This is a genomic window from Streptomyces paromomycinus, from assembly GCF_003865155.1.
Lineage (GTDB): Bacteria > Actinomycetota > Actinomycetes > Streptomycetales > Streptomycetaceae > Streptomyces > Streptomyces chrestomyceticus.
On the sequence record NZ_BHZD01000001.1, the window covers coordinates 3517501 to 3535510 of the forward strand.

At 70.2% G+C, this 18010-nt stretch carries 8 protein-coding genes and 2 pseudogenes; 6 read left to right on the forward strand and 4 right to left on the reverse strand.

Going from position 1 to position 18010, the window contains the following annotated elements:
* Positions 1–50: 50 nt before the first annotated feature.
* The 3 genes from OEIGOIKO_RS14295 to OEIGOIKO_RS14305 form a co-directional block, all read right to left on the reverse strand.
* Positions 51–3989, reverse strand: a complete 3939-nt coding sequence (locus OEIGOIKO_RS14295) for an ATP-dependent DNA helicase (protein WP_246177337.1) — start codon at positions 3987–3989, stop codon at positions 51–53.
* A gap of 79 nt (positions 3990–4068) precedes the next feature.
* Entirely contained in the window at positions 4069–7494 is a 3426-nt protein-coding gene (locus tag OEIGOIKO_RS14300; RefSeq protein WP_125058687.1) for an ATP-dependent helicase, read from the reverse strand.
* A 546-nt stretch (positions 7495–8040) separates the two neighbouring features.
* Complete coding sequence (locus OEIGOIKO_RS14305) at positions 8041–8505, reverse strand: MGMT family protein (RefSeq protein ID WP_371858918.1); 465 nt, start codon at positions 8503–8505, stop codon at positions 8041–8043.
* Between the two features lie 775 nt (positions 8506–9280).
* On the opposite strand from OEIGOIKO_RS14305, the gene OEIGOIKO_RS14310 reads away from it, so the two are divergent.
* The 6 genes and pseudogenes from OEIGOIKO_RS14310 to OEIGOIKO_RS43930 all read left to right on the forward strand — a co-directional run.
* Positions 9281–11815, forward strand: coding sequence for a lysylphosphatidylglycerol synthase transmembrane domain-containing protein (locus OEIGOIKO_RS14310; RefSeq protein ID WP_125058688.1), 2535 nt, complete (start codon positions 9281–9283; stop codon positions 11813–11815).
* Positions 11816–12119: 304 nt separating this feature from the next.
* Positions 12120–12482 carry a hypothetical protein gene (locus OEIGOIKO_RS14315; RefSeq protein WP_125054372.1) on the forward strand — a complete coding sequence of 121 codons (363 nt, stop codon included), beginning with the start codon at positions 12120–12122 and terminating at the stop codon, positions 12480–12482.
* A 64-nt stretch (positions 12483–12546) separates the two neighbouring features.
* A complete protein-coding gene (locus tag OEIGOIKO_RS14320) occupies positions 12547–13266 on the forward strand; it encodes an ABC transporter ATP-binding protein (RefSeq protein WP_125054373.1) in 720 nt (239 codons plus the stop codon).
* A gap of 269 nt (positions 13267–13535) precedes the next feature.
* Positions 13536–15485, forward strand: a complete 1950-nt coding sequence (locus tag OEIGOIKO_RS14325; protein WP_125054374.1) for a hypothetical protein — start codon at positions 13536–13538, stop codon at positions 15483–15485.
* 421 nt (positions 15486–15906) lie between these two features.
* A pseudogene (locus OEIGOIKO_RS44095) lies at positions 15907–16017 on the forward strand (hypothetical protein); the annotation flags it as partial.
* 111 nt (positions 16018–16128) lie between these two features.
* Positions 16129–16678, forward strand: a pseudogene (locus tag OEIGOIKO_RS43930) (IS30 family transposase); the annotation flags it as partial.
* A 76-nt stretch (positions 16679–16754) separates the two neighbouring features.
* On the opposite strand, the gene moeZ reads toward OEIGOIKO_RS43930, so the two are convergent.
* The gene (gene moeZ, locus OEIGOIKO_RS14335; RefSeq protein ID WP_125054375.1) at positions 16755–17933 is read right to left on the reverse strand and encodes an adenylyltransferase/sulfurtransferase MoeZ; all 1179 of its coding nucleotides are present in this window, start codon (positions 17931–17933) and stop codon (positions 16755–16757) included.
* Positions 17934–18010: the final 77 nt, after the last annotated feature.

Sequence of the window (18010 nt, forward strand, 5' to 3'; positions counted from 1 at the left end):
GAGCCTATCCGGCTCGCGGGCGCGGTCCGCCGCCGGTCTCATCGATCTTGTCACCTCTGCCCGCCTCCCGCCGCGTCCTCCTCCGCGGCCGCCTCCACGTCCTGCTCGCCGGTGGTCCGTGCGGGTTCGCCGAGCAGGATGCGCTCCAGTCCGGCGCGGTCGGGCAGCCGCTGCGGCCGGACCGTCTCACCGCTGCGCACGTACAGGAACGCGGCGTCGACCGCGGACAGCGGCAGGCCGTGCTGCTCGGCCCAGGCCACCCGGTAGAGGGCCAGCTGCAGCGGATCGGCGGTCTGCGCGTGGTGGGTCTTCCAGTCGATGATCTCGTACGTGTCCCCCTGGGGGCCGCGGTTGCGGTAGACGGCGTCGATACGGCCCCGGATCACCCGGCCTGCGAGGGTGACCTGCACCGGGACCTCGATGCGGTACGGGGTGCGCCGGGCGTACGGGGTGCGGGCGAAGGCGTCCTTGAGGGCCGCCAGGTCGTCCTCGTCCCTGATCGGGTCCGCTGCGCCGGCCGCTTCCTGTGCGCGGGCTTCGTGCCCGTAGGCGCCGCCCGGCAGTTCGTCGGGGCCGAGCAGGGGCAGGGTCAGTTCCTCGAAGCGTGACTCCACCCAGGCGTGGAAGCGCGTGCCGCGGCGGGCGGCGGGCCGGGGCGGGTGCGGCATGGGACGCGCCAGCTCCCGGGTGAAGCCGTCCGGGTCGGAAGCCAGCCACAGCAGCTGCGAGGCGCTGAGCGAGGACGGCAGGGGCACGTCGCGCACGGTCGCACGGGACCGCCGCAGTTCGTCGGCGAGCGCGTCGAGGTCGCGGTCCCAGGAGGCGACGGTCCGGCGCTCCTCGGGGAGGAGGGGGGTGGGGGCGGGTTCCGGAGCGGTTTCGGGGGTGGCTTCGGGGGCGTGCGCTTGGTTCGGTACGCGGGCGAGCCTGTCTCCGGCACGCACGGCGCCGCCCGCGACTCCGTCCGGCCGGTCGTCGTCCTCCGGGTGCGCGGGCCGCTCCGGGCTCCAGGCGTCCCAGTCGGCGAGGTCGTGCTCGGCGCCGGGGCCGGAATCGACGCCGGGCTTCTGGGCGTCTTCGGCGGCGAACACGTCGTCGGCGGCGTGCACGTCTTCGTACGGGTCGCCCTCGTACGGGTCACCCTTGTACGGAACGTCCGCGTACGGGTCGCCTCCGTACGGAACGTCCGCGTACGGATCGCCGTCATACGGAACGTCCGCATACGGATCGTCCTCATACCGGCCGGGTACGGACGCGGTGCCCCCCGCTGCCGGATGCGGGGCGTCGTGAGTGGCCGCGGCCTCCGAAGCTCCGACAGCGGCGGCGTGCGGCAGCGCGGCACCGGCGCTCGTGCCTGCGTCTGCGTCTGCACCTACGCCTGTGCCTGTTCCTGCGCCGGTGCCCGCGCCGCCCCCCGGCATCCCGTCCAGATACGCCCGGACCGTCGCGGCGGCCGCGCGCCGGCGTTCCTTCGCCACCGCGTCCAGCGGCAGCGGCCATTCCCGTTCGGTCTCCACCTCCTTCAGCGACGGGTTCTCCGCGCCCTCCTCGGGAGCGTCGGCCCACTCCTCGATCTCGCCGTGACCGGCCTCGCAGTGGGCGCGCAGCGCTTCCAGGAAGGCGGACGGGCCGCGGGGCCGTTTCTGGTCGGGGCCCCACCAGTGGCCGGAGCCGAGCAGCAGGGAACGGGGGCGGGTGAAGGTCACGTAGCCGAGGCGGAGTTCCTCGACGGACTGGTGGTCCTTCATCTCCTCCTTGAAGGACTTCAGGCCACGGCTGCTCCAGTCGGTCACGTCCGGCAGTGTCGCGGCGTCGCCACGCAGGGCGTGCGGCAGCACCTTGGGCTGGGTGAGCCAGGAGTCGCGGGCCTGCTCGCTGGGGAACTGCTTGCCGACCAGGCCGGGGACGGCGACCACGTCCCACTCCAGGCCCTTGGACTTGTGGGCGGTCAGCACCTTGACCGTGTTGTCGCCGCCCGGGAGGGAGCTGTCCAGGCCCTTCTCGTGCTGGACGGCCGTGCGCAGGAAGCCCAGGAAGGCGAGGAGTGTCGCGTCGCCGTCCAGCGCGGCGCCGCCTTGCTTGGCGGCGAAGCCGGCGGCGATGTCCAGGAAGGTGCCCAGGGTCTCCCGGCGGCGGGCGGCCAGCGCGCGGGGGGACGCGGACAGCTCGACCTCCAGGCCGGTGACGGAGAGCACGCGGTGGAGTACGTCCATCAGGGGATCGCCCGCGGAACGGCGCAGCTCGCGCAGCTCGCGTGCCACATAGGCGAAGCGGACGCGCGCCTCCGGGGAGAACGGCAGGCCGTCGTCGGGGCGGCCGTCCGACTCCAGGAAGGTGTCGAGCGCGTCGGCGAGCGAGATCGTCTCGGCCGGGTCGACGCCCTCCACGGCCTCGGCCAGCCGCCGTTCGGGGTCCTCGGACTGGCCGTCGCGGTGGACCAGGAGCCGCGCCCGGCGGCCCAGGAGAGCCAGGTCACGAGGGCCGATCTGCCAGCGCGGGCCGATCAGCAGCCGTACCAGGGCGGCGTTGGCCGTGGGGTCCTGAACGACCTCGCACACCGCCACCAGGTCGGCGATCTCGGGCAGGTGCAGCAGCCCGGACAGGCCGACGACCTCCACCGGGATCTCCCGCGCGACCAGCTCGCCCTGGATACGGGCGAAGTCGCCGGCGGTCCGGCAGAGCACCGCGATCTCGCCGGGCGGAGTGCCCGTGCGCACCAGGTGGGCGATGTTCCCGGCGAGCCAGATCATCTCCTCCGCGTGGGTGGGCAGCAGCGCGCAGCGCACCACGCCGTCGCGCTCCGCGCCCGGCGCCGGACGCAGCGCCTCGACGCCCGCGTGCATGGCGCGGAGCGGTGCGGCGAGCCCGTTGGCCAGGTCGAGCAGCCGGCCGCCGCTGCGGCGGTTCTGGCTGAGGGCGGAGCGGCCGGCCGGGCTGCCGTCCTCGAAGGGGAAGTGGTCGGGGAAGTCGTCGAGGTTGGCGACGGAGGCGCCGCGCCACCCGTAGATGGCCTGGCAGGGGTCGCCGACGGCGGTCACCGCGTGGCCCGTACCGCCGCCGAACAGGCCGGCGAGCATGATCCGCTGCGCCACGGAGGTGTCCTGGTACTCGTCCAGGAGGACGACCTTGAACTCCTCCCGGAGCAGCGCGCCCACCTCGGGGCGGGTGGTCGCGAGAGTCGCCGACAGGGCGATCTGGTCGCCGAAGTCCAGCAGCTCGCGCCGCCGCTTCTCGGCGCGGTACGTCCTGACCAGCTCCAGCAGCTCCAAGCGGCCGCGGACCGTCTCGGGCACCTTGCGCAGGTCGGCGTTGGTCAGTTTCACCTGGTCGAGGGCGGTGAGCAGCTCGGTGTCGTACGCCCGCAGCCGGTCCGGCTCCACCAGGTGCTCGGCCAGCTCGCCGTCGAGCGCGAGCAGGTCCTCCACCAGGGCGGGCAGCGACTTCGTCAGGGCGGGGTACGGGCCGGGGGCGGTGCGCAGCACCCGGGCGGCGAGCTGGAAGCGGGTGGCGTCGGCGAGCAGGCGGGCGCTGGGCTCCAGTCCGATGCGCAGGCCGTGGTCCTTGAGGAGCTGGCCGGCGAAGGAGTGGTACGTGGAGATCCGGGGCTCGCCGGGGACGCCGTCCGCGGCGGCCGGGCCGCCCGGCCCCGGGGCACCGGGCCGCGCACCGCCACCCCCCGGACCTGCCGCACCGAACGGATCGGCCGGTTCCGTCACCCCGGCCGCCGCCAGGGCCTTGCGGACGCGCTCCGCCAGCTCGCCCGCCGCCTTGTTCGTGAACGTCAGCCCGAGCACCTGCTCCGGGGCGACCTGGCCCGTGCCGACCAGCCACACCACGCGCGCGGCCATGACCGTGGTCTTGCCGGAACCGGCGCCGGCCACGACGACCTGCGGGGCGGGCGGTGCGGTGATGCAGGCCGTCTGCTCCGGGGTGAACGGGATGCCGAGGAGCTCCTTGAGCTGCTCGGGGTCGGTGATGCGAGCTGACACATCCGAGACCGTATCCGCCCCCACTGACAATCGCGGCAAACGCCTGCTGAGCGGGGTGCGGGCGAGCGCGCGGGAGCCGTCAGTCCACCACGTGCTGCCCCTCCGGCAGCGCCGAGCAGGCGCTGCGGAACGTGCAGTGGGTGCAGTGCTGCCCCGTGGTGGGCGTGAAGCGCTCCTCCAGGACGCGGCCCGCGGCGGTGGCCAGCAGCTCGCCCACCCAGTCCCCGTTCAAGGGCCCTTGTGCCTGGACGGCGGGGAGCGCGTCCCCGCCCTCCTTCTGGGGAGCGCCCAGCCGCAGGTGGACCAGTTCCGCGCCGCCCGGCTCGGGCCGCTGCCCGTCGAAGGCGGCGTCCACGGCGCCGCTGCGCACCGCCAGCTGGTACACGGCGAGCTGCGGGTGCCGGGCGACCTCCGGCCCGGTGGGCTTCTGCTTGCCGGTCTTGAAGTCGACGACGTACGCCCGGCCCTCCGCGTCCCGCTCGACGCGGTCCATGCTCCCCCGGATGCGGACGGCGTACTCGCCCGCTTCGAGGGTGACGTCGAAGCCGTGCTCGGTCGCGACGGTCTCGCGGCCCAGCGTGCCGCGCTCCATCACGTGCCAGCGCAGGAAGCGCTCCAGTGCGGCGCGCGCGTTGTCCTTCTCCTGCCGCGACTTCCAGGGGGCGTCGAAGGCGAGCGCGTCCCATACGGAGTCCAGGCGCTCCATCAGGACGGACAGGTCGGCGGGGGTACGGCCGGAGGCGACCTCGTCGGCGAGCACGTGGACGACGTTGCCGAAGCCCTGGGCGGCGGTCGCGGACTGGTCCGCCTTCACCTCGCGACCCAGGAACCACTGGAGTGCGCAGGTGTTGGCGAGCTGGTCCAGCGCGCTGCCGGAGAGCGTCACGGGACGGTCGCGGTCGCGCAGCGGCACGGCGCTGTGCGTCGGCTCGTACAGGCCCCACCACTGGTCCGGGTGGGCGGCCGGCACCAGCGGCTGGCCGTCGTCGTCGCGCAGCGCCGCCAGCTTCGCCAGCCGGCGCGCGGCGGCCTCCCGCAGCGCCGGAGTGGCGTCCGGGTCGACGGTGGTGGCCCGCAGCTCCGCGACGAGCGCGGCGACCGACAGCGGACGGCGAGGGCGCCCGGTGACGTCCTGCGGCTCCACGCCCAGCTCCGTCAGGAAGCGGGACGGCTGGTCGCCGTCGTCGGACGCGGCCTTGACGGCGGTGACCACCAGGCGCTCCCTGGCCCGGGTCGCCGCCACGTAGAACAGCCGGCGCTCCTCGGTGAGCAGCGCACCCGGGGGCAGCGGCTCGGCCAGTCCGTCGCGGCCGATCCGGTCCGCCTCCAGGAGCGAGCCGCGCCGGCGCAGGTCGGGCCAGAGCCCTTCCTGCACGCCGGCCACGACGACGAGCCGCCACTCCAGCCCCTTGGAACGGTGCGCGGTCATCAGGCGCACCGCGTCCGGCCGGACGGTCCGGCGGGTCAGGGTGTCGGCGGCGATGTCCTGGGCGTCCAGCTCCTCCAGGAAGTTCAGGGCGCCCCGGCCACCGGTACGGGCCTCCGCCCGGGCGGCGGTCTCGAACAGCGCCACGACGGCGTCCAGGTCGCGGTCGGCGTTACGGGCCGCCGCGCCGCCGCGCCGGGCGGTCCGCTCCAGCCGCTGAGACCAGGTGGGGGTGCCGTCCCACAGGGTCCACAGGGCCTCTTCGGCGGTGCCGCCGCGGGCCAGCAGGTCGCGGGTGGTGCGCAGCAGCTCGCCGAGCTGCCGTGCGCCCCGCGCGTACGCCGGATCGTGCGCGACCAGGCGCTCCGGTTCGGCGAGCGCCCGCGCGATCAGTTCGTCGGAGGGCCGCGGTACCTCGTGCCCGGCGGCCCGCTCCTCCTCACGCAGCGCCCGCCCGAGCCGGCGCAGGTCGGCGGCGTCGAGACCGCCGAGGGGGGAGGTCAGCAGGTCTATGGCGGTTTCGGCGGAGAGGCCGTGGGCCGCGTCGGCGGCCGAGGTTTCGTCGACCGAGGTGTCACTGGCCGGGACGTCCCCGACGTCCCCGACCGAGGCGTCTTCAACGGGGACGTCAGCCACGGAGTCATCCTCGGCGGGCGCACCATCAGCAGGCGAGGCCGCCGGCACAGCAGCCGACGCGGCAGCCGCCGAAGCCGCCACCCGCAGGGCCGTCAGCAGCGGCGCCACCGCCTGCTCCTGCCGCAGCGGCAGCTCGTCGCCGTCGATCTCCAGGGGCACGCCGGCCGTGGTCAGGGCCCGGCGCACGCCGGGGAGGGAACGGGCGCCGGCGCGTACGAGGACGGCCATGTCGCGCCACGGCACACCGTCCTCCAGGTGCGCACGCCGCAGAATGTCCGCGATGTTGTCCAGTTCGGCGCCCGGCGTCGGGTACGTGAAGACCTCGACGCGGCCACCGTCCCGTACCGCCGCCAGGTCGCGGTGTGCCCGTACCGCCCGGGCCGGGAGGCGGGTCAGCGGCATACGGGCGGTGAGCCGCCGGGTGGCCGCCAGCAGGGCCGCGCCCGAGCGCCGGGACGTGCCGAGCACCTCGACCGGCGCCGGGGTGCCGTCCGTACGCGGGAACATCGCCGGGAAGTCGAGGATGCCGTTGACGTCGGCGCCGCGGAAGGCGTAGATCGACTGGTCCGGGTCGCCGAAGGCGACGAGCGTACGGCCGCCCCCGGCCAGCGCGCGCAGCAGCCGTACCTGTGCGGCGTCCGTGTCCTGGTACTCGTCGACGAACACCGCGTCGTAGCGCGCGGCCAGCTCCGCCGCGACCTCATCGCGCTCCGCGAGCAGCACCGCGCGGTGCACGAGTTCGGCGTAGTCCAGCATGCCCTGGGCGTCCAGCACGTCCAGGTACTCGGCGAGGAACCCGGCCGCCGCGCCCCAGTCGGGCCGCCCCGTACGCCGCGCGAAGTCGGCGAGCGCGTCCGGGCCCAGCCCCAGCTCCCGGCTGCGCGCGAGCACCGCGCGGACCTCGTCCGCGAAGCCGCGCGTCGTCAGGCAGGCGCGCAGTTCGTCCGGCCAGCGCACCCGGGCCCGTCCGGCGGCCGCCAGCCCGGCCTGTCCTTCGAGGAGCTCGCGCACGACGAGGTCCTGCTCGGGCCCGGACAGCAGCCGCAGCGGGTCGGCGAACAGGTCGGCGTCCTGATGGGCCCGTACGAGCGCGTAGCAGTACGAGTGGAAGGTGGTCGCCTGCGGAGCGGCGGTGCTGCCCAGGCGCGCGGCGATCCGGTCCCGCAGCTCGACGGCGGCCTTGCGGCTGAAGGTCAGCACGAGCAGCCGCTCGGGGTCGGCGCCCTCCTGGACGCGCCGGGCGACCGCCTCCACGAGCGTCGTGGTCTTGCCCGTACCCGGGCCGGCGAGGGCCAGCAGCGGCCCGCCGCCGTGGTCAACCACAGCGCGCTGACGTGCGTCCAAAGCAGGAGGGTCCGCCGGTCCCGGCCGGGTACGCACCAGTCGGTACGCGCCGGTGGCATCCCGCCGCGCCGGCCGCCGGCGCGGCGGCGCGGACGGCATGGCCGAGGCCGAGAAGGAGGAACTCACGTGGATCGCCGGTCCTGGGAGGAGGTGCTGGTCGTGGTGCGCACCGCGGTGCGGGGCGTGGCGGTGCGGCCACCGCGCCGGACGCCGGGCGGCGGGGCGGTGGTACGGGCCGTGCCCGACGCTACGCCAGGTGGCGCACGAGCCGCAGTCCGTCCCACGACGGTACGCCGGACGGGTGCGTCCGTGACGGATACGGCGTACGGGATGGCCGAGCTGAACGAGGCGGACGATGCGGACGGGCCGGACGTGGCAGGTCTGCCGGACGAATCAAACGGGGCATACAGGGCGAACAGGGCTAATGCGGCAGGTCTGCCAGGCGGACCGCACGCACCGCAAAGGCCGCGCGCGTCAGCCGCTCCCGCCTTGCCGCAGACTCCGGGGTGCCCGGCCATGACGACCGGATCAGCACGCGCCGGATCTACACGAGCCGGATCAGCACGTGCCGGACCCGTACGCCTCGGCCCCGCGCCCCCCGGACGGACGTACTACGGGCGCTCCCGCCCCGACCGCACGGCTCCCTCAGCCATTCGTCCCGCTATCGCCCCCGTCCCACCGAGCCCGCCGCATGTCGAGGCGCGGGACCTGGCCCTCGGCGGACTTGGCCGCCTCCCGCAGCGGAGTGCCCTCCTCCCGGTAGTGCGCCAACGCGCGCAGCTCGCTGCCCGGCAGCAGCTGCCCGTCCGCACGCACGACGCGCCACCACGGCACGGCGCCCCCGTACAGGGCCATCACCCGGCCCACCTGTCGCGGCCCGCCCACGCGCCGCCCGCCACCGGCCCCCACGGACCCTCCACCGGAGGACGGCCCCTCCTCCGGGTCCCCGGGCTCCCCGGGCGGCTCCTCCCCCGCGAGCCACTCGGCGACATCGCCGTACGTCATCACCCGGCCGGGCGGGATCAGCTCGGCCACGCCGAGGACCCGTTCCGCGTACTCGGGGATCTCCCCGGTGCCGTACTCGGGAATGTCTCCCGCTGTCCCACTCATTCGGCCCATCCTGCACCACACCACCGACAGTCCCGCCCCGTCCGCGCGGCGGCCCGCCGACGGCGTGCGCGGGCGGTCGCGGCGGCGTATGTTCCGTTTCCCGGCCCTTCGAAATGCACCCTGATGCCCCCCGCCTCCTCCCGGCCATGCCACCATCTTCCGGGCGGTGACTGGTGATACGAGATCAAAAAGAGACGGCCGAACAGCAGGGTGCGGTGCCTCCACGGGAGGCCGGCACCCCTGAGGCGCTGTCCTCCGCCACCCCCGCCCGGGGGACGGAAAACCACGGGGGAAGCCGTCACAGGCTTCCGAGACCGAAAAGGCGAGCACGATCGAGAAGGCCGGAAGAGCCGACGAGCCCGCGAGTCCGGAGGAACCGGAAGGGCCGGCCGGACCGGCAGGGCCGACACGGCCCCGCCGGGCCGAGGCGGCGTCCGCTTCCACCGGAGCGGCGGGCACGGCAGAAGAGGAACGCACCGCCGACGGGACGGCCGGCCCGGACCGGCCGGGCGGCGACACGGGTGAGGTCACCGGTGCCACCGGCACCGGCGCCACCGGCACCGGCGCCACCCCCGCCACCCCCGACAAAGTTGGCAAAGTCGACAGGACCGGGAAAGCCGCCAGAAGCGGCAAGGGCGGCAGCAAGAGCAGCAAAACCGACCGGCTCGACCGACCGGCCCCGCCCCCCGACCACGTAGGCAGCGAGTTCCACGTCGACCAGGTCTCCGGGGACGAGCCGCTGCTGCCCGCCCGGGTGCACCGCCCGTCCGACCTGATGCGCCTGCTGCTCGGCATCGTCGGCATCGCGCTGGTGCTGCTGCTGGCGACCTTCGCGCACGGCACGACCCAGGGCCTCCAGCGCGACATCGGCGAGGGCGCGGGGCTGGCACCCCGCCTGCTGATCAACTTCGCCGGGCTGGCGTCCAGCGTGGCCGTACTGATCGTCCCGGTGGCCTTCGCCGTCGAACGGCTGATCAAACGGGACGGGCTGCGGATCGCGGACGGGGTGCTGGCCGCGGTCCTCGCGCACGGCGTCTCGCTCGCCACCGACCTGTGGGTCGCCGAGGCCGCCCCGCAGTCCATCCAGGTCGCGCTGACCCAGCCACTGGCCAACGGCGGGCTGACCCCGCCGGTGCACAGTTACCTGGCGCCGGTCATCGCGTACATGACCGCGGTGGGGATGTCGCGGCGCCCGCGCTGGCGGGTGGCGATGTGGTGCGTGCTGCTGCTCGACGCGTTCGCCGTGCTCGTGGGCCGCTACACGACGCCGTTCGCCATCGTCACCACCATCCTCATCGGCTGGACGGTGGCTTTCGGGACGCTGTACGCGGTCGGCTCGCCCAATGTGCGCCCCACCGGCCAGAACCTCCTCGCGGGCCTGCGCCGGGTCGGTTTCCGCCCTGTCCGGGCGGTGCGTGCCGAGGACATCGGCACCGCCGAGCACCCGGAGCACGCCGACCGCGGCCGCCGCTACATCGTCACCCTGGAGGACGGCCCGCCGATCGACGTCACCGTCGTGGACCGCGAACGGCAGGCCCAGGGCTTCTTCTACCGGGTGTGGCGCCGGCTGTCGCTGCGCGGCATCAACCAGCGCCGCAGCCTCCAGTCGCTGCGCCAGGCGCTGGAACAGGAGGCGCTGCTGGCGTACGCGGCCATCGCGGCCGGCGCCAACGCGCCCAAGCTGATCGCCACCTCCGAGCTGGGCCCGGACGCCGTGATGCTGGTGTACGAGCACATCGACGGCCGGCCGCTGGACTCGCTGCCGGACGAGGAGATCACCGACGATCTGATGGGCAACGCCTGGCGGCAGGTGGCGGCGCTCCAGTCGCGGCGCATCGCCCACCGGCGCCTGGTGGGTGACGCCCTTCTGGTGGATCGTTCCGGCAGGATCTTCCTGACCGATCTGCGCGGCGGTGAGATCGCGGCGGGCGACCTGGTCCTGCGGATGGACATCGCGCAGCTGCTGACCACCTTCGCGCTGCGGGCGGGCGCCGAGCGGGCGGTGGCCGCGGCCGTCGATGTCCTCGGTCCGGACGCGGTCGCCGACAGCCTGCCGCTGCTCCAGCCGATCGCCCTCAGCCGCACCACCCGGGCCACCCTGCGCCAGCTGGCCCGCGAGCGCTCCGCGCGGGAGCGGGAGGCTGTTCTGGAAGCGTCGCGCGCCGCCAAGGAACGCAAGGCTGCCGAAGCGGCCGGGCGCGGCGGCGCACACACACAGGAGCAGCCGACCAACCGCAAGGTGGCGCGCGCCGAGAAGAACGCCGAGAAGCGGGCGGTCGACGAGGCGCTGGAGGAGGCCCGCGAGGAGGACCTGCTCTCGCAGATCCGCCAGCAGGTGCTGCTGATCCGGCCGACCGCACCGGTCGAGCCGGCCCGCCTGGAACGGATCCGGCCCCGCACCCTCGTCACCTGGATCGCCGGCGTTTTCGCCGCGTATTTCTTGGCCTCGCAGATCACCCATGCCAAGTTCGGCGAGGTGGTCGGCGAGGCCCAGTGGGTATGGGTGGTTGCGGCGCTGGTCTTCTCGGCGCTGACCTACCCGGCGGCGGCGATGAGCCTGCTCGGCTTCGTACCGGAGAAGGTGTCCTTCCTGCGGACGGTGATCGCGCAGGTGGCGGGCAACTTCGTCAAGCTGGTCGCGCCGGCCGCGGTCGGCGGCGTGGCGCTCAACACCCGCTTCCTCCAGCGCTCGGGGATTCGGCCCGGCCTTGCGGTGGCGAGCGTTGGCGCGTCCCAGCTTTTCGGCCTCGGCTGCCACATCATGCTGCTGCTGACCTTCGGCTACCTGACCGGCACCGAGCGCACCCCGTCGCTGTCCCCGTCCCGCGCGGTAATCGCGGGCCTGTTGACGGCTGCTGTGCTGGTGCTGGTGGTGACCGCGGTCCCGGCGCTGCGCAAGTTCATCTCCACCCGCGTACGGTCACTGTTCGCGGGCGTGGTGCCACGCATGCTGGACGTGCTCCAGCGCCCGAAGAAGCTGGCGGTCGGCATCAGCGGCACGCTGCTGCTCACAGCGGCGAACGTGCTGTGCCTGGACGCGTCGATCCGCGCGTTCGGCGGGGGCGGACAGCTCAGCTACGCGGCCATCGCGGTGGTGTTTCTCGCGGGCAACGCGGTGGGCTCCGCGGCACCCACCCCCGGCGGTGTGGCCGCCATCGAAGGCGCGCTGACCGCCACCCTGTCGCTCGCCGGGCTCACTCCGGACATTGCGTTGCCCTCGGTACTGCTGTTCCGGCTGATGACGTTCTGGCTGCCGGTGCTGCCGGGCTGGATCTCGTTCACGCAGCTGACCCGTAAGGGGCGGATCTAGGACATCGACGGGCAGTCATCAGCAGCACACCAAGACACTCCGTGTAACACCCCCCTTACATTCGGCCACCCTGGCATGCCTCCAAAATGCCCTCAAAAGGTCGAAAGGCACCCTCATCGCACCCCCTCGCCATACCATGCACGGTGACTCCTGTCGGTGTAGTGACGAAATCGCCAATGTGCATTGACAGAGATCAATAACTCGTAGTTGAGTTCCGCTTGGCCGCCAAGATGATGCCTGTTAGCGCTTCAACAACCTTGGCAAGTTTTGGCCATCTGCTTAACCAGGGGAGGATTCAACAGTCATGCCCACCCGTAAAAAGATCACAAAGATCGGTGCGGCCACCATTGCGGCTGCCGCACTGTTGACGGCGTCGCCGGCCTTCGCGAAGGATGTGGACTCGAAAACCAACGGTGTGCACGCTTGGTCATACGGAAAGAACAGCCAGGTAGCCGTGAAGGACACCGTGGCCGACGGCTGGTGGGTTTACGCACTTTTCCAGCGACAGAAGAGTTCCACCAACATCCAGCTGAGCAACAAGCAGGGCGCTGGCAAGACAACGTACTCCGACAACTACCCGAATAACCTCATAACTGCGATTAGGGGCGTTGTCCAGCAGGACTGGGCACCGGACTGGTACGGCCCGACTGTCGCTACCGGACGCTAGCCTAACCAGTGGTGGGGGCTAGAAAACGCCCCCACCACGACCGGCGCTAACCCATCGAAGGCTCATGACTCCCCTAATCGCCGCAAACTGCTCAACGGATGCAGTACCACCCCTTGACATTCGTTCCCTTTGCTATCGGACATCCGAGCGGACCGTCCTGAAAAACCTGCAGTTGCGTCTGGAACAGGGAGAATCCGTAGCCATAATGGGCCCTAGCGGCTCCGGCAAAAGCACACTACTTTCTATAGCTCTGGGCCTGTTGACTCCGACTTCGGGGACCGTGAGCGTAGCCGGCATAGACGTTCATCGACTGAAAAAGAAGGCGCGCGCAGCGCACCGTGCCACCAATATCGGCATGGTGTTCCAGTTCGGAGAACTGTTTCCCGAACTCTCACCTGTGGAGAACGTCGAACTGGCTGCCCTATTGGCGAGAAGCTCACCTAAGGCAGCTCGTGCCCGCGCTGAGAAAATACTCGCAGAACTCGGCGTGCCTGACGCTGAATGCACAGATGAACTATCTGGCGGAGAACGTCAGCGCACTGCGGTTGCACGGGCCCTCATCAACACGCCTAAACTCATCCTCGCTGACGAGCCGACTGGAGCCTTGGATACCAAAACCCGTGACCACCTGGCCGACCTGCTTTTTTCCATGCCTCGGCAGCACGACTGCAGCCTACTGGTCGTCTCCCATGATTATGACGTCGCCAAGCGTGCCGACCGGGTTTTTAAGCTTCAGGACGCGGCCTTGTACCCGCTGGATATAGAAAGCGCGATCCATCAGTGACTCCATGCCTCACTCCGCGATCGCGACCTCTCCTCTGGCGTCTTCTTTGCATCGGTCACAGCGCAGCTAAGCGCACTGAATCCAGTCACAACCGATTCTTCGCACTACTCCTTGCCACGACCACCCTGGCCATTGGGCTGATTTCGCTCGCAGCAGTACACGCCACTTATGACGGCCGCGCGCAACGCCTGGCAGCCCGCACGCCTGTCTTCGTCGGCGATGCTCACGATCGTTCAGCCAAGCTACTGTGGAATTTCGCTCCCGAAGCCGTGGGAGCCACACCGTACACCGCTGTATTCATCGAACCGCTCACCAAAGATGCTCCCCTGCCACCAGGCTTGAGTCGCTGGCCAGGCCCCGGCGAAGCGTTCCTGTCGCCCGCACTCGCCGAAGACGGTGCTCAGGGGGAAGTCGAGAGTCGCCATGGGCGACAGATCGGCATTATTGATGAGGCAGGGCTAGCTACCCCTGGAGAACGACTAGCTTACGTTCGACCACGCGTCAGCCTGACAAAGGGAGCCCCGACCGCTGCGAGCGGGTTCGGCATACCATGGAAAGATTCGGAGGGCAGCCTCAGCGACGGCCAGTTCGTCCAGCCAGAGTGGACCATGCTGCTCCTGATCGGCTTCTCTCTCGTTTTGCCAGCCGGGATTCTGGTTGTAGTGGCTGTACGCACTGGGGCACATTATAGGGACCGTAGAGAAGCTCTGATCGAGAGTCTTGGCGGCTCTTCGCGCGATCGCGCCTTGATGGCTATAGGGGAAGTCGCTACTCCTGTTGCCTTGGGCTCCGGGCTCGCTGCTTTCCCTCTCACCGCACTTCTGGCGAGAAACTGCCGTATTCCAGTCGTGGATTACCTGACATCGGCTGAGGACATGCGGCAATGGGCATGGCTGTTGACCTCTTCTCTGCTATTGGCCGTCATCTTGGTGGCAGTCAGCGCTTCGCTCCCCCAGTGCGCCAGTCAGTTCTCCCAAAGATCGACCCGCCCTCGAAAAAAACACCGCGTTCCCCCGCAAACGGCATTGCTGTTTCCTATCGCTTTGCTCTTGGCGGTTCGCGGACCCGACTTCTTCCCTACTGGCACCGGCAATTTCATGCTTGCCATTTATTGCGGTACGGGCCTGGCACTGATCACACTTCCTTTGTGTATTGCGGCAGGAACAGCGGCCATCGGAAACCCTCTCGCCAGGAAGGGACGTGCCATGGGTAGTCCGGCAACAGTCCTGGCGGGCCGCCGTTATGCGACGCACCCAGGGCCCATTGCCCGCCTTGTGTCAGGGCTCGTAATAGCCATAGCGCTACTGATTCAGATTTATGCCTGGAATGGCTACATGGGCCTGCCTGCCCGACAGGCCGAGGAAACCCGTCACCGCATCGGTGACAGTTTGGTAGTGGCACAAAATAGTCCCGCACTGACCGAAGCTCAGGTTAAGCACGTCCTACAAGCTTCACCGGTTCCTACGGAAGCCGCAGCACTGATTGCTTCTCCTGACAGCAATCATCTGCAAGTGCAGGCATCATGTACGGCACTAACTACCCTAAAACTCCCATGTATCGAAACCGAACTGCCCCCTGGAGCGGGCTACAATGACCCCCGCCTGGACGAGCTATTGCGGTGGTTCAGCGACGAAACAGCTAGAGTGACCGTGCGCCCGGGCAGCGTCGCTCAAGCGTTGACCGCGAAGGATTCGAGCCGCCAACTGATCCTCGTCTCAAGTGATGGCCGCGCTCTGCCCACAGCGCCCTTCAAAAAAATCTTCTACGAGATGCGGCCAATGGGCGTTGATGTCGACTACCTTGGCGAAAGTTGGCTCAGACCAGCTCTCGTTCGCGAGAAGCAAGGTAACTGGATCGTTCTGTTCGGGGCAGCTGGCGTGCTCGTTCTCAGTCTGGCTTTCGGCTTCGCGGGACTCGCCGAACTGACCCGGGCTGGACGTGCGCTCACGCCGCTAAGCGTTCTCACTGCCAACCACCGGGTACTCGCCCTCGCGACTGCGTGGAATGTACTGATCCCCATGGCATTGGCGGCACTGACAGGCGCGATGTTCGGCACCTGGTTGGCGACTCCCCTTGCTACGGCGGGCGGATCATCTATACCTAATTCTCTACTGGGTTCCATCGTACTTGCAGTCACCGTGATAGCAATCGGGCTGTGGGCGTACGGCGTCCGCACGGCCCATGCCATGGCCAACAGTTGGCGCCCGAACGGTGAATGAGGCAACGAGACGCGAAATCGTGATGCGTTCGTCGCTTATAGCGCCTCGTTGAGGGCCAGTTCATGTGTGACACGCTCACACGATTGGGGTTCAGTCTTGCCCCCACCCGCTCTTCGTGCGCCGGTCTGACCGCCCTGGTCGGCGTTCCGCACGGCGTACGAAAGGGCCCGCCCACCAGGCTGTTGGGTTCTAGTGGTCGTTGCAACACCCCAGTTCGAGGGGTGCGATGGAATTCGAGATCCGCAAGGACCGGGCTCCGCAGGGTCCCAGGAAGCTCTCACGGGACCGGGAGGCATACTCCCGGCTCGTGCAGCGGGGATACAGCAACAGCGAAGCGTGCCGAATTGTCGGCGTTGACCGCAGGACGGGCAACAAGTGGCGCAACGGCCGCTCGGAACGGAACCGGAAGCAGGTACCACCGATGCACGTGGTGGAACCGGCTTCCGGGTCATCCCGGTATCTGAGCGTGGACGAGCGCATCCATATCGCCGACCGGCTGCGGGAGAAAGCCACCGTGCGGGCGATCTCCGCGGAGCTGGGCCGCAGCCCGTCCATGGTCAGCCGTGAGGTACGCCGCAACCGCCCCGAAGGCACTCGCGGTTACTGGCGCTACCGCCCGCACGCCGCCCAGGCCCGCGCCGATGCCCGCCAAGCCGCACAAGGTCCTTGTTTCACGACCCCGATGGTCATGATCAGCGAGCGTCCCGCCGAAGCAGAGGAGTGGGCCGTGCCCGGCCACTGGGAGGGGCGGCCTGATCATCGGCACGGACGGCAGGTCCGCGATCGGCACCCTGGTCGAACGCGCCACCCGCTACGTCACGCTCCTGCACCTGCCCGGCAGCTACTGCGCCGAAGCCGTACTGGCTGACCTGACCACCACCGTCCAGATGCTGCCCGCCCATCTCATGCGGACTCTGACCTGGGACCGGGGCACCGAGATGGCCCGGCACGGCGAGTTCACCCTCGCCACCGACATCCCCGTCTACTTCTGCGACCCCGCCAGCCCCTGGCAGCGCGGCTCCAACGAGAACACGAACGGCCTGCTGCGCCAGTATTTCCCCAAGGGCACCGACCTGCCCCTCCACAGCCCCGAACACCTCGTCGCCGTCGCTGACCAGCTCAACCGCCGCCCACGCAAAACGCTCGACTGGGAAACCCCAGTCGAGCGCCTGCATGAACTACTCACGGCCTGATCAAGACGACCACGTGTTACGACGCCCCCTAGAGACCGCCAAGGGGTGCGGACACTTCGCCGTGGCCGGCCGCCGGTCAGTAGACCGGCTTCTCCGGCTCGACCGTGTTGACCCAGCCGATGACGCCGCCGCCGACGTGCACCGCGTCCGCGAAGCCCGCGGACTTCAGGACGGCGAGGACCTCGGCGGAGCGGACGCCCGTCTTGCAGTGCAGGACGATCTTCCGGTCCTGCGGGAGGTCCTGGAGGGCGCTGCCCATCAGGAACTCGTTCTTCGGGATCAGCTTGGCGCCGGGGATCGAGACGATCTCGTACTCGTTCGGCTCCCGGACGTCGATGATCTCGATCTTCTCGTCCGTGTCGATCCACTCCTTGAGCTGCGCCGGAGTGATCGTGGAACCGGCCGCCGCCTCCTGGGCCTCCTCGGACACGACGCCGCAGAACGCCTCGTAGTCGATGAGTTCGGTGACGGTCGGGTTCGCGCCGCAGACCGCGCAGTCGGGGTCCTTGCGGACCTTGACCTGGCGGTACGTCATCTCCAGCGCGTCGTAGATCATCAGGCGGCCGACCAGCGGGTCACCGATGCCGGCCAGCAGCTTGATGGCCTCGTTGACCTGGATGGAGCCGATGGACGCGCACAGCACGCCCAGCACGCCGCCCTCGGCGCAGGAGGGGACCATGCCGGGGGGCGGGGGCTCCGGGTACAGGCAGCGGTAGCAGGGGCCGTGCTCGCTCCAGAAGACCGACGCCTGGCCGTCGAAGCGGTAGATCGAGCCCCAGACGTACGGCTTGTTCAGCAGGACGCAGGCGTCGTTGACCAGGTAGCGGGTGGCGAAGTTGTCGGTGCCGTCGACGATCAGGTCGTACTGCGCGAACATCTCCATGACGTTGCTGGAGTCGAGGCGCTCTTCGTGCAGGTTGACCGTGACGTACGGGTTGATGCCCAGCACCGTGTCCTTGGCGGACGCGGCCTTGGAGCGGCCGATGTCCGCCTGGCTGTGGATGATCTGGCGCTGGAGATTGGACTCGTCGACCTCGTCGAACTCCACGATGCCGAGGGTGCCGACGCCCGCCGCGGCGAGGTACATCAGCGCGGGCGAGCCCAGGCCGCCGGCGCCGACGCACAGCACCTTGGCGTTCTTCAGCCGCTTCTGCCCGTCCATCCCGACATCCGGGATGATCAGGTGGCGGGAGTACCTGCGGACCTCGTCGACGGTGAGCTCCGATGCGGGCTCGACCAGGGGTGGCAGCGACACGGGGACTCCGTTTGTCGGTATCTCGATGGGCGACCCCCCGCTCCGGAGAACCCGGAGCAAGGGACGGTGGTCTCCCC

What these genes read in the sequence shown, in the direction of transcription:
- OEIGOIKO_RS14310 (WP_125058688.1), top strand. Translation starts at nt 9,281, where the DNA reads ATGCGCCTGCTGCTCGGCATCGTCGGCATCGCGCTGGTGCTGCTGCTG.
- OEIGOIKO_RS14300 (WP_125058687.1), bottom strand. Translation starts at nt 7,494, where the DNA reads ATGCCGTCCGCGCCGCCGCGCCGGCGGCCGGCGCGGCGGGATGCCACC.
- OEIGOIKO_RS14320 (WP_125054373.1), top strand. Translation starts at nt 12,547, where the DNA reads ATGACTCCCCTAATCGCCGCAAACTGCTCAACGGATGCAGTACCACCC.
- OEIGOIKO_RS14315 (WP_125054372.1), top strand. Translation starts at nt 12,120, where the DNA reads ATGCCCACCCGTAAAAAGATCACAAAGATCGGTGCGGCCACCATTGCG.
- OEIGOIKO_RS14305 (WP_371858918.1), bottom strand. Translation starts at nt 8,505, where the DNA reads ATGAGTGGGACAGCGGGAGACATTCCCGAGTACGGCACCGGGGAGATC.